Consider the following 12294-nt stretch of genomic DNA (forward strand, 5'->3'; position numbering starts at 1 on the left):
AACCTCCTCATTATATAGTGATCAGGTTCAGATTACCGGTGAGAATCAGTGCCCCGACTGTAATAAGGGCAATGCCGCCCAGGATATAGAACCAGATGGTGAAACGGATTATACGCCGCAGAATTGGTAACGCAGAGCCAAGTGCCAGCCCGATGATCAGGAACGGGATACCCAGCCCGAGTGAATAGACCAACAATAATGAGCTGCCCTGCCATACGGTCTCGCTGGCCAGGGACAGCGTCAGGATGCTACCCAGGATGGGGCTGACGCAGGGCGTCAAGGCGAAAGTGAAAGCAGCGCCGGTGAGAAAAGAACGTGCATAGCCTTCTTTTACTGCTGGGAAATGTAGCCGTTTCTCGAAATTGAGTTGGGGGAATCGGGCGGCTAACAGCATGGAAATTCCAAGCAAGACCAGGATTGATCCAGTACCCCACCGTACAGCGACTGAATCCGGGCTGATGAATGTTCCGGTTAAACCAGCTAGTGCTCCTAAACCGGCGAAAATAACAGTAAATCCAAGGACGAAGCTCAACGAGTGAAGAAAGAACCTTGACCTCTTTATTGAAGAAACCTTCTCAGGATCCAGGAAGTCAGTCCCAGCCAACGCAGACAGATAAACCGGCACCATCGGAAGAACACACGGCGATAAGAACGAAAGTATGCCACCGCCCAAGGCAGTCAAAATATCTACGTTCTCCATGGGGTGACTCTCATTATAACATAGTGAAAACTTCATCCTTGGCGTGCGCAGTTTGCCTTTCGTTTGTCATGCTTTCATGTATCCAGGATGACAGGTGATGTTTGTTCGTGTATACTTCCATAACTGCTCAATAGTGTCCTTGTGTTGGGAGGATTCAAAGATTTGAAGGTTTATCACATAGCATATGAGCCATCGTATGAATCGGTGGATATCCACATCTGGACCAAGTGTACGCTGGATTGCCGGGCGTGTTACACAAACTGGGAACTCTATGATTTCAGTCTTTACGATGACGCAACCACAGAGATTATGAACCGGGAGCGCCAGACGCCTCCCGATAAATTCCTCACATATGACGAGGTGATTAATCTTCTCACCCCCCTTAAGATTAAGTATGCGGTATTCATGGGTACAGAAGCGGCGCTGGATCCCGAGTTACCCAGGCTTACAAAAGAGCTTCATGAGAAGTGGCATTCATATAACATCCTGCTTACAAATGGGATCGTGATGCCCGACTTGACCGATATCGATCAAGTAATTTTTAGTATCAAGGCTTTTTCCGAAGACATTTATCGAAAATATACCGGGCGCAACAATAAATCAGCGTTGAAGAACTTCGCCGAAATCGCCCGCATGGGCAAGAACCTGCACGCAGAAGTAGTCCTGATACCAGAACTTATTGAAGCCGAAGAAATTGAAAAAGTTGCTGAATTTGTAGCCTCTATTGATCCAAATATCCCCTTCCGAATCGATGCATATTTTCCTGTTCCGGAATGCCCGTGGCGGGCTGCTTCGAATGCCGAAGTGGAATATGCCGCTGAATTAGCTAAGAAGCACATGAAGCAGGTGACAATCCTCACATTGGATATGAAGCGGATCGGCGATAAAGCGGTACGCATTTTTTAGGTACAGTACCCGAACCATGAAAAGCGTGGAGGCATGATAACACGTGCCTCCACGCTTTTTTAGAGAGTTAATTTTTCTTCGACTTCCTTGACAGCTGATCATAAGCAGCGTATCATTGTAATCAAGTACACAGAATTGTAGTTAAGACAAATTGTTTATCAACCGGTTAGCGTGAATGATTCAATCATGTGAACCAGAGCAGTTCGAAAACGTTTCGAACTAACGGGTGCAAGTCCGGTGAAAGTCCGGCACAGTACCGCCTGCTGTTACTTCGATGTACTCGAAGGAGTCAGAACCCCGGCTCTGGGCAAAGGTCTCTCCGCGGATGAAGGAGGCAGGAAATGTTTAACACAGAATAAGAAAACTTGTCGGTACTGAGTGTAGATGATTTTAGAAATATATGAGGGAATAAATGTTCATGGGTAAGATATTTTCTAAACGACTTAAGGAAAAAAGAATCAGGGTTGGTCTCATCCTAATCTCCATTATCCTTGCACTGGGTATTTTACCGGGATGCGCAGAACCCGGCAGCGCAACAACACCTTCAACTACCCCTGCGACCCAAGAACCAGCCGTTGTATACCCTTTGACCATAAAAGATGGAACTCGCGATTCGAAGGGAGTGACAGTCGGACGCGAGATGACTTTCACGAGCGCCCCACAGCGCATCGTTTCACTAGCCCCTTCAAATACGGAGATTGTCTATGCGCTTGGACTCGGTGATAAACTTGTAGGCAACACCACATACTGCGATTATCCTGAAGCGGCTAAGAGTGTCGCTAAAGTCGGCGGTTATTCTACCGCGGAAGTGGAGAAGATCGTTGCTCTAAAGCCTGATTTGATTCTGGCGGCAAATATTCATGCAGCCAAGGTTGTGCCACAGTTGATCAGCCTTAATCTTCCGGTCTTCGTCGTCGATCCCAGGAGTCTGCAGGACGTCCTCGATTCCATTACCCTTGTTGGCAAGGTAACGAATGTTCAAGCTAAAGCGGCCAATGTTGTTAAAACCATGAACGATAGGATAAACGCGGTCAAAGCCAAGACTGCAACTCTACCCGATGCTGAAAGAGTACGTACACTGATGCTGATTTGGCATGACCCACCGATGACCGTTGGCCCAAACACCTTTATGTTCGAACTTATCCAACTGGCAGGGGGTACATCAGTCTCCAAAGGTATGGCAGATGGTTTTCCGACGATGGGGCTTGAATCGATTATCTCAGCCGATCCACAAGTGGTTATCACCACTGGAATGGGCGGAGCTGAGAATCTGACATTACAGTACATCAAGAATGAGCCAAGGCTAAAAGATATCCCTGCTCGCAAGGACGGTCGGGTTTATGAGGTTAACCAGGACTGGACGAACCGTATGGGGCCGCGTGTCGTCGATGGTCTGGAAGCTATGGCAAAATTGATCCATCCGGAACTATTCAAGTGAATGACATAGCTGGATGACCATCTTTGAAGTGGCCATCCAACCCCTCCGGGAGTATGATGGTTTCTAGCGAGTCGGCCGGCATAAAAGAAAAGATTAATTCCCCAACACTGGCCGTGAAATGGCGCACCCGCCTGATCAGTATGGGAATTCTGTTGGGCGGATTATTACTACTCGCGGCGTTCGCCACTACTATCGGCAGCGTCAAAATTCCTCTTGGTACTACATTCGGTATTCTTCTCGACAAACTTCCGTTCATTAATATTGACCAGACCTGGTCCGATTCGACGGCGACCATCATCAGCCAGATTCGTTTACCCAGGGTAATACTCGCCGGGGTCGTCGGAATCGCTTTATCGGTGGCCGGAGCGACCTATCAAGGGCTTTTCCGAAATCCTCTTGCCGACCCTTACCTGATTGGAGTAGCTCAAGGAGCAGCTCTTGGCGCCGCAGTCGGCTTTGTAATACCAACGGTCTTTCCCGGTCTAGAGTTCAGCATTGTTCCAATTTTTGCCGCTTTGGGCGCTTTGATCACGGTGCTGATCGTCTATACCCTGGCTCGCGTTGGCGCAGCGATTCCCGTAACGACGTTAATTTTAGCCGGCGTCGCTGTCGGTTCGCTTCTAATGGCATTGGTGTCATATGTCATCACTATCAGCGGCGATAAAATCCAGGGAATTGTTTTTTGGATGATGGGGAGTTTTTCGCTGTCCCAATGGAGTGAAGTCCAAATAGCTTTGCCAGTAGTTATCACCGGCAGCGCTTTTATCTTCCTGTTCGCGCGCTCTTTAAACATAATCCAGCTTGGTGAAGATCAGGCAAAACAGCTTGGAGTGGACGTCGAGAAGCTAAAGTTGCTACTACTAACCGCGGCGACTCTAATTACCGCGGCGGCGGTGTCTTTTGTCGGCATCATCGGCTTTGTCGGCATTATTATTCCTCATGCTGTACGTCTGATTTGGGGAGCCGATTACCGTTTTTTACTGCCTTTTTCGGCTCTTGTGGGGGCTATATTTCTAATCACTACCGATATTATCTCCCGGACCATAGCGCCATCTGAAATACCAATAGGCATTATCACAGCATTATGCGGCGCCCCATTTTTCCTCTATCTATTACGAAAACGGACCCAGGTGCTTTTCTAAGATGAAAACTCTTGAAGCTCATAACCTGACTTTAGCTTATGGAACTAAGGAAGTTGTCCATAATATGAGCTTCCAAGCAGTTCCTGGCGAAATGGTCGGCCTAGTTGGACCGAATGGCTCCGGCAAATCCACCATAATCAAAGCATTGTGCCGTGTTCTTAACCCCAGAGAAGGCTGGGTAAAAGCGAATGGGCACGATATCGCTAAAATGCACCGGCGAGAAATGGCTAAACTAATCAGCGTTGTGCCCCAGACACCAGTACTTCCGAGCGCCTTCACCGCCTTTGAAATCGTACTTATGGGCCGCAATCCTCACCTTGGGACGTTCCAATATGAAAGTAGCCGCGACCTATCCATTGCGTGGCAGGCAATGGAACGTTGCGGTGTACAGCAGTTTGCCGACCGCCGTATTTCTGAACTTTCCGGCGGAGAAATCCAATCTGTAGTCATCGCTCGAGCGTTAGCCCAGGAAACTGAATGTATTCTGCTTGACGAGCCTACAGCTAATTTGGATATTGGGCGTCAAATTGAAGTGCTCGATCTACTGAAAGAAGAATGTCATAGAAGGAACCTTACCGTCATCGCGGCAATTCATGATCTGAATTTAGCCGCCCATTATTGCGAAAAACTGGTACTTATCAAAAAAGGAACACTCTTCGCTTTCGGTACCCCCCAGGAGGTAATTACTACGGATAATATCTGTCAGGTCTACGGTCAGGGCAGCTACGTTCATACTCACCCATTGTCCGGCCTGCCGGCAGTTTTACCCAAGGTCAGTAATCTCAAGGACAACAATAAATGCGCGATTTAGAGAGCACATAAATGACATCTGAGAACCAAAACGAAATCATAGGCTGCTTCCACGGCATCACTGCCGAGATAATTCATCATCATGCCTGGGGAGTATCATCCAACGCTTTACTTCTTCACCTCCCCGAACCCGCGAGAACGCTCTCCGGACTCCAGGGCTACCGTAAAGTATCCGTGGTAGCTAACTATCATATACCACAACCGCTCTGGACGAAGCTGCATGATCCAGCGGCGGATTGGAGGGGATATTTTCGCCAGGTCTTGAAAGCCAACTCCTGCGGCAATAATCTGTCGTTGGACAACGCTACAATTCTATCCACCGGCGTCACCATGGAGCATTTAGCCTGGAGCGAGGCTACAGATGGTGATCTCTGGGCTTTGGCATTTGTTACCGCTGGAGTTGAAGGAAATGCCCTGAGAGTCGGCGTTGACTGCGGCCGCCACCATAACCCGGTGAGTACCATCAACACTATCGTTTTCTGCAGCACCGAATTGACCCAGGCGGCAATGGCTGCTTCTTTCATCACGATCACAGAAGCTAAAGTGGTTGCATTGGAAGACCTGGGAATACGCAGCAGTTATACCCCGACTCTTCAAGCCACCGGCACCGGCACTGACCAAATTGTTACGGTTTCAGGCAAAACGGAAAAGTGTACATATGTCAGTGGACATACTAAAATAGGCGCACTGATGGCCCGGGCGGTGACCGCCGCCACTAAAGAAGCGATCGCCAAGCGTCGCAAGGCATTGTGCAGCTAGGAGTCCTCATTGGACATAATCCTCATCTTGCTGGTGGCTCTTCTTGTTGAGTTCGCCATCGGCGATCCGCCTAACGCCATCCACCCGACCGCTTGGTTCGGCAAGGTCATATACCTCTTCGAGAGATTCGGCCTTCGGGGCGGTAAAACCTACCAGTTTGTTTACGGCACGGCGGCAACGTTGTTATTGGCAGCTGTCGTAGCCGCGGCAGCCTGGCTTCTGGCCGACTGGCTGAGAGACATTAATTACGCCCTTTATATTATTGCCAGCGGTGTCCTGCTCAAGATGACCTTCAGTTTCGTCTATCTCCGTAAGACGGCGCTTCATATCAAGCGGCTGATCGAAAATGACGAGACGCTAGATAAGGCTCGCTTCGAGCTTCGGGCGTTGGTCTCCCGTGACACCTCGAAACTGCCGCGGCCGTATTTGGTCTCGGCCACAGTCGAATCCGTCTCGGAGAGCCTGTGCGACAGCCTGGTGTCGCCGCTGTTTTTTTTCGTAGTAGGCAGCCTTTTCGGAACGTTCGGTCTGGCGGCGGCTTTCGGCTTCCGGGTTGTTTCCACCTTCGACAGCATGATCGGCTACCATGGCAAATACGAATATTTCGGCAAGTTCCCGGCACGGCTGGACGACGTCCTGAACTATATTCCGGCGCGGCTATCGGCGTTAGTCATCATCGCCGGTGCCTGGCTGACCAAGATGGGCGCCCGGCGAGCTTGGCGAGTAGCCAAGGTTGACCACTTGAAAACCGAAAGCCCCAACGCCGGCTGGCCGATGGCGGCGGCTGCCGGGGCGTTGGGGGTACAATTCGAGAAAATTGACCACTACCGGTTGGGCCGTATTGACCGGCCTATGACACCAGGGGTAATAGATGACTCTCTACGGTTAATCAACTCCGCCACCCTGGTTTGGTTCATCATTTGCTTCGCCATCGGAGGGGCGTATATTGCTCTCGCCAAGGCCTGAGGTCGCCGCGCTCAAATCCTGCTACCACGGAGGGCCGAATTATGCTGAGTTCGAGCGCCTTGGCATCCGTCCAGAAGAGGTCATCGATTTCAGTTCCAACTCAAACCCGTACCCCTTAATGTTAGAATTTTCTCTCGATGACGTGGTCATTGACCATTACCCCGATTCTGACTCAACAGACCTGCGTCGGCTTATAGCCGCGGAAAATGGCGTCAAACCAGAAAACGTCATCGTGGGCAGCGGCAGCACGGAGATTATCAGGCTAATCGCTCAAGCATATTTTAGTCAGAGCGACAGCGTATTGATTTGCAAGCCAACTTTCGGCGAATACGAAATCGCTTGCCGAATCGCTGGAGCCCAAGTTATCGACTTATGGGCAGAAGAACGCTTCGATTTTCGATTTGATGCCGGGCGCGTTGCAGCGCTGATTCAACACCTCCGAACAAAAGCGGTATTCATTTGTAATCCCAACAACCCAACAGGACAATATCTTTCGCTTTCAGAAATTGAACATATATTGGAAGTAAACCCTTCTTGCCTTTTGGTTCTTGATGAGGCATATATAGCGTTCACCAAAAACTCATGGAACTCCGTGGATTTGCATTCTAACACTAATCTGATAATCATACGCAGCATGACCAAAGACTACGCTTTAGCAGGCTTACGTCTAGGGTATGCTATCGCCGATGAGTTGATTATTGCCAATTTAGAAAAGGTTAAACCGCCGTGGAATGTAAATGCGATAGCCCAGCGCGCCGGAATTCAAGCACTGCGCGATAAAAGATATTTGAACAGGAGCGAGCGTTTGGTGAAGCGGGGGCGGGACTATCTGATTGATGAATTCTCTGCTCTGGGATTTCACATCGTCCCAACAATGACAAATTTCTTTCTTATGGAAGTTACGGACGCGAAAATATTCAGATCAGATTTATTGAAAAAAGGACTTATTGTACGCGACTGTGCCTCTTTTGGATTACCTCAGTATGTACGAATTGCTCCCCGAACTTTACCAGAGTGCCGAAGGCTAGTTCATGCGATTAAATCCAGGGATTGACATCATCCATCGAAAACGTTACAATAACTAACAATTGAATATGGGCTTACGGCGCTCGAATAGAGCTTAATTGGGAAGTCCGAGAGAATCGGACGCGGTCCCGCCGCTGTAACTGGTGACGAAACCGGCATTTAGCCACTGTCCCTAATCAGGATGGGAAGGCGCCGGGAATAGGCCTGAACCAGAAGCCAGAAGACCTGCCGTAGAAACAACGCCCTCGAGGAAGGGTTCGGGAGATGGTAAATCCCTGAACCGATGCAGGTTCGGGGATTTGTTTTTAGATTCCTCGGACTAGCATATGGTCCGGGGATTTTTATTTTACCAAAAATGAAAACCGCAGTCTTGATACAACCTGGAATCCTGAAAGTCCGCCGGACAAAACGCCCAGCTTGTCCTCAGCGAGGTCTTGTTGTTAAGGCCACCTGTTGCGCTATTTGTTCCAGCGATGCCCGCATGGTTTTAACCGGACATCAAGGATTAGTTTATCCTAGAGTCCCCGGCCACGAAATCGCCGGCGTTGTATGTGAGAGCAGGAACAGGGCATTTAACATTGGCGACCGCGTTCAAATCTATCCCGGCATCAATTGCGGGTATTGCGCGGCGTGTCTGCGAGGCGACACTCGAAGGTGTGCTTCCCTCAAAACCCTTGGGTTTTCAGAAGACGGCGGCTTTTCTGAATACCTGCCAGTGACAGATACTTCGGTTCTGTCCGGCGGGGTGAACTTGATCCCCCAAAATATCACTGATGAAGAAGCCGCCCTGACCGAACCACTCGCCAGCTGTATCAACGCACAGGAAAAAACCAGAGTAAAAAGAGGCGACACCGTATTGATCATTGGTGGAGGACCGTTAGGGTTATTGAATAGCTTCATAGCCCGGAAAATGGGCGCGGAGAAGGTGCTGATAAGTGAAAGGAACGAGAAACGTCTCGCTCTGGTTAAGGAGCATGGTCGAGCAGACAGAGTTATCGACGCCGGTCTGGAACGATTGCCAAAGATTGTCAGTGACGAGACCGGAGGCCAGGGAACCGACGTCGTGATTCTCGCATCAAACCATTCAAATATCTCAAACGTGCTTCCTCTTTTAACGGCCGGCGGGAGGCTGTCGTTATTCTCCAGCCTCTCGAGGGAGTCTGCAGCTACCTGGTTTGACGTCAATCACCTCCATTACCGGGAGTTAGAAGTCTCCGGGGCTTTCGGATCTACCGCCGCCCAGAATGCTGCCGCCCTCAAAATGATTGGGGAAGGCCTCCCGGTCGGGGCGTTAGTCACGAAACGGGTAGGTTTAGAAGAGATCATGGACGGAATTCGATATACAAGCGATTGCGAGGGTCTCAAAGCAGTGATCCACCACAGGCAATAGATTCACACGAGAGGAGACAACGAACAGATGGAACAACTACCCATTGAATCTACGAGAGAAAGGGGAACAATATGAAAGACAATCTTAAAGACTTCGGAGCGGGCGTAGCTATGCTTATCAGTAAAGGCAACCTGACACGGCAGAAAACAAAGGAAATGTTTGATCAACTGATGGCTAATACCCAGCCGGACCTGCAGCAGGGAGCGTTCCTAGCAGCTTTAACGGCAAAAGGTGAAACCGCAGAAGAGATTGCCGGAGCCTGGCAATCCATCTACGAAGGAGATACCGTTCGAGTCAGTTTAAAGACACCAAGACCTATCATCGACAATAGCGGTACCGGCATGGATAGCTTAAAGACTTTTAACGTCAGTACAGCGGCCGCGGTTATTGCCGCTGCGGGCGGCAATTATATGGCCCGGCATGGGGCCAGGGCATTGACTTCAACTTGCGGCACAATTGATATCTGCGAAGCTCTCGGCGTTGACGTTGAATGCGATATCGATGTGGTGAAGCAATCCATTGAAGCGACGGGAATCGGCGTTTTCAATGGTATGAGCGCAAAGGTCCATCCCCAGGCACTCTTTCGGATCCTATCTCAAATCAGGTTCGGCACTACGCTTAACATCTCGGCATCATTGTCCAACCCGGCGCTTCCACGCCATGGCGTCCGGGGTGTGTATACTCGAAGCCTAGTTGAACCGGTTGCCCGAGTCATGCGGGAGATCGGTTATAAAAGAGCTTTAGTATTCCATGGTTCCAATGGTTGCGGCCGGGGCATGGATGAAGTGTCTATATTCGGCGAGACATATGTCGCAGAACTTTTAGATACATCTGAAATCGTTACCTACACTATTACTCCAGAGGTCTTTGGTGTTAACAGCGCTACCGAATCCGACGTTTATCCGCTGCAAGATCGTCAGGCTGAGGCGAGAAGGTTGGTGGAAATTCTCGCCGGGAAAAGGACAACATCAGACTACCAGATGGTTTGCGCCAATGCCGCCCCCATATTCTGCGTAGGAGGGCAGGTGAACGATATTGCACATGGGTACCGGCTGGCTCAGGACATTGTCCAATCTGGCAAAGCGATCAAGAAACTTCGCGATTGGGTTGCTTCGCAAAACACCGAACCCGAGTCCGGACTCGGTAGACTTGATGAAATTATCAGTTCTATACAAACGGTAAAATCTAAATCATAATATACGGAAAGGAAGAAGTAATATGTCACAACTTTTAGCCAAAACCATCGCTGCTATCAAACCCCTGGACAAGACAGCCATGGAGAAAGCAGCAACGCGGCAGGACATCCTGACCAAGCCGCAAGGCGCACTCGGGCGACTGGAAGAGATATCCATCAGGCTGGCTGGGATCCAGGGCAAAGCCATACCTGTCATCAAAACAAAAGCGGTGATAACCATGGCCGGGGATCACGGTGTAGTAGCTGAAAAAGTTGGCAACTACCCTCAGGAAGTCACCCCCCAGATGGTTTTGAACTTCGTTCGCGGCGGGGCAGCTATCAATGTCATCGCCCGACAGATTGGCGCCCGTGTCGTCGTCGTAAACATGGGTGTTGCAGGTGATCTGCCGGCTGATATCCGGGTGGTCGACAAGCGTGTCGCAAGGGGTACCGGGAACATCGCCCGAGGGCCGGCGATGACCGAAGCTCAGGCCATTCAGTCAATAGAAGCCGGCATTGAAGTGGTCAACGCCGAGATCGATAAAGGACTCGACATTGTCGGTACCGGCGACATGGGGATCGGCAATACCACGCCTTCCGCTGCCATCTGTGCCGTCATGAGCGGACAGTCGGTAGACAAGGTCACAGGCCGCGGCACCGGCCTGTCGGACGAGCAACTTCAGCATAAGATCAAGGTCATCGAAAAAGCCATTGCCGTCAACAAGCCGGATGCCAAGAACGGTATTGATGTCTTGTCGAAAATAGGCGGGTTTGAGATCGGCGGCATCGCCGGAGTTATCCTTGGGGCTGCTGCTCGCGGCGTGCCGGTTGTGGTCGACGGCTTCATCTCGGGTGCCGGTGCCCTGATCGCCGAGGCTTTGGCGCCGCAGGCCAGGGAATACATGTTCCTGGGTCACTTGTCAGTCGAGCCCGGCCATCGTATCATGGCCGATAAGCTTGGCTTGAAACCAATCGTCACGCTCGACTTACGTCTGGGCGAAGGCACCGGAGCGGCTTTCGGTATATTCATCGCCGAGACATCGGCCCGGATCCTGGCTGAGATGGCGACTTTCGGAGAAGCCGGCGTTTCAGAAAAAGCAGAATAACAAATAAAAAGGGGAATAAGCAGAAAATCGAAACCTTTGTTTTATTCAAAGGGGTGAGGTAATCACCATGTCATTCCTGGCTGCATTGCGTTTCCTGACCGCCATTCCCATTCCTTTCAAACGGGAACAATGGGACCGGCCGCTCACCCAGCAGCAGTTTGCCCGTTCGCTGGTGTACTACCCGCTGGTCGGCTTGATCATCGGCGGTATCTTGTGTGGACTATATTGGCTGTTTTCCACGTTCCTGCCTTCGATATTAACCTACGCTTTGATCGTTAGTTCACTGGCGTTTTTAACAGGTGCCCTTCATCTCGACGGTTTGATCGACACCTTTGATGGGTTAGCGGGCGGCCACCGGTCGCCAGAGCGGCGTAAAGAGATCATGAAAACACCAGACGTCGGCGCTATGGGGGTCGTCGCGGGAGTGGTGGCGTTACTGCTCAAATTCGCGGCGCTAGCTTCAATCCCCGAGAGCCATATTTATGCCGCCCTTGTCTTGATGCCTGTGCTTTCCCGTTGGTCCATGGTTTACGCCGTCTTTCACTATCCCTACGGCAGAGGCGCTGGCATGGGCAAAGAACTGAAAAGCGGCTCCAGCGCTTGGGTACTGCCTACTGCAAGTGTGACAGCAATAATATTCGTCGCTATTGCCGGCGGTTGGCTGGGTGTGATCTCGATGGCTTGTATCTGGCTCCTGACAGTGGTGCTAGCCGGATTTTTCCAAAGCAAGTTTCAGGGACTTACCGGAGACAACTACGGCGCCATCAATGAAATCATCGAGTTTGCTGTGCTTCTTTTAGTCGTGCTATTCTCTTTTAACAATTGGCTTTAACAGATAAATAACTTATATCGCCCCCCTTAAAGTAATCGTTCCCAG

General features: G+C 50.4%; 12 protein-coding genes and 1 riboswitch. Of the genes, 11 read left to right on the plus strand and 1 reads right to left on the minus strand.

Going from position 1 to position 12294, the window contains the following annotated elements; all coding sequences use genetic code 11:
• Window positions 1-10: 10 nt before the first annotated feature.
• On the minus strand, window positions 11-700 hold the full coding sequence (locus DEALK_RS07055) for a cytochrome c biogenesis CcdA family protein (protein WP_058439549.1): 690 nt from the start codon (window positions 698-700) through the stop codon (window positions 11-13).
• A 204-nt stretch (window positions 701-904) separates the two neighbouring features.
• Here DEALK_RS07055 and DEALK_RS07060 point away from each other — a divergent pair, with 204 nt between their 5' ends.
• The 11 genes from DEALK_RS07060 to cobS all read left to right on the plus strand — a co-directional run bounded on the left by DEALK_RS07060 (window position 905) and on the right by cobS (window position 12249).
• Complete coding sequence (locus DEALK_RS07060; RefSeq protein ID WP_240608154.1) at window positions 905-1606, plus strand: radical SAM protein; 702 nt, start codon at window positions 905-907, stop codon at window positions 1604-1606.
• Window positions 1607-2018: 412 nt separating this feature from the next.
• The gene (locus DEALK_RS07065; RefSeq protein WP_083496400.1) at window positions 2019-3044 is read left to right on the plus strand and encodes an ABC transporter substrate-binding protein; all 1026 of its coding nucleotides are present in this window, start codon (window positions 2019-2021) and stop codon (window positions 3042-3044) included.
• A gap of 56 nt (window positions 3045-3100) precedes the next feature.
• Window positions 3101-4186, plus strand: a complete 1086-nt coding sequence (locus tag DEALK_RS07070) for a FecCD family ABC transporter permease (RefSeq protein WP_240608152.1) — start codon at window positions 3101-3103, stop codon at window positions 4184-4186.
• 1 nt (window position 4187) lies between these two features.
• Window positions 4188-4997, plus strand: a complete 810-nt coding sequence (locus tag DEALK_RS07075) for an ABC transporter ATP-binding protein (RefSeq protein WP_058439551.1) — start codon at window positions 4188-4190, stop codon at window positions 4995-4997.
• Between the two features lie 11 nt (window positions 4998-5008).
• Window positions 5009-5755 carry an adenosylcobinamide amidohydrolase gene (locus DEALK_RS07080; RefSeq protein ID WP_058439552.1) on the plus strand — a complete coding sequence of 249 codons (747 nt, stop codon included), beginning with the start codon at window positions 5009-5011 and terminating at the stop codon, window positions 5753-5755.
• 9 nt (window positions 5756-5764) lie between these two features.
• Window positions 5765-6721: an adenosylcobinamide-phosphate synthase CbiB gene (cbiB, locus tag DEALK_RS07085; protein ID WP_058439553.1), complete on the plus strand. Its 957-nt coding sequence runs from the start codon at window positions 5765-5767 to the stop codon at window positions 6719-6721.
• Entirely contained in the window at window positions 6702-7775 is a 1074-nt protein-coding gene (locus DEALK_RS07090; RefSeq protein ID WP_240608150.1) for a pyridoxal phosphate-dependent aminotransferase, read from the plus strand. The genes cbiB and DEALK_RS07090 overlap by 20 nt, the downstream gene beginning before the upstream one ends.
• 32 nt (window positions 7776-7807) lie before the next feature.
• Window positions 7808-7994: riboswitch (cobalamin riboswitch) on the plus strand.
• 108 nt (window positions 7995-8102) lie between these two features.
• Entirely contained in the window at window positions 8103-9137 is a 1035-nt protein-coding gene (locus DEALK_RS09635; protein WP_065128852.1) for an alcohol dehydrogenase catalytic domain-containing protein, read from the plus strand.
• A 71-nt stretch (window positions 9138-9208) separates the two neighbouring features.
• Window positions 9209-10333 (plus strand): anthranilate phosphoribosyltransferase, encoded by a 1125-nt coding sequence (gene trpD, locus DEALK_RS07100; RefSeq protein WP_058439556.1) that lies wholly within the window; start codon window positions 9209-9211, stop codon window positions 10331-10333.
• A gap of 22 nt (window positions 10334-10355) precedes the next feature.
• Window positions 10356-11417 carry a nicotinate-nucleotide--dimethylbenzimidazole phosphoribosyltransferase gene (cobT, locus tag DEALK_RS07105; protein WP_058439557.1) on the plus strand — a complete coding sequence of 354 codons (1062 nt, stop codon included), beginning with the start codon at window positions 10356-10358 and terminating at the stop codon, window positions 11415-11417.
• A gap of 67 nt (window positions 11418-11484) precedes the next feature.
• On the plus strand, window positions 11485-12249 hold the full coding sequence (gene cobS, locus DEALK_RS07110; RefSeq protein WP_058439558.1) for an adenosylcobinamide-GDP ribazoletransferase: 765 nt from the start codon (window positions 11485-11487) through the stop codon (window positions 12247-12249).
• Window positions 12250-12294 lie beyond the last annotated feature (45 nt).

Origin of the sequence: Dehalogenimonas alkenigignens (assembly GCF_001466665.1) — a bacterium.
GTDB lineage: Bacteria > Chloroflexota > Dehalococcoidia > Dehalococcoidales > Dehalococcoidaceae > Dehalogenimonas > Dehalogenimonas alkenigignens.

Coding starts and splice junctions, on each gene's coding strand:
- DEALK_RS07055 (WP_058439549.1), bottom strand. CDS start 700: ATGGAGAACGTAGATATTTTGACTGCCTTGGGCGGTGGCATACTTTCG.
- DEALK_RS07065 (WP_083496400.1), top strand. CDS start 2,019: ATGTTCATGGGTAAGATATTTTCTAAACGACTTAAGGAAAAAAGAATC.
- DEALK_RS07070 (WP_240608152.1), top strand. CDS start 3,101: ATGGTTTCTAGCGAGTCGGCCGGCATAAAAGAAAAGATTAATTCCCCA.
- DEALK_RS07075 (WP_058439551.1), top strand. CDS start 4,188: ATGAAAACTCTTGAAGCTCATAACCTGACTTTAGCTTATGGAACTAAG.
- DEALK_RS07080 (WP_058439552.1), top strand. CDS start 5,009: ATGACATCTGAGAACCAAAACGAAATCATAGGCTGCTTCCACGGCATC.
- DEALK_RS09635 (WP_065128852.1), top strand. CDS start 8,103: ATGAAAACCGCAGTCTTGATACAACCTGGAATCCTGAAAGTCCGCCGG.
- trpD (WP_058439556.1), top strand. CDS start 9,209: ATGAAAGACAATCTTAAAGACTTCGGAGCGGGCGTAGCTATGCTTATC.
- cobT (WP_058439557.1), top strand. CDS start 10,356: ATGTCACAACTTTTAGCCAAAACCATCGCTGCTATCAAACCCCTGGAC.
- cobS (WP_058439558.1), top strand. CDS start 11,485: ATGTCATTCCTGGCTGCATTGCGTTTCCTGACCGCCATTCCCATTCCT.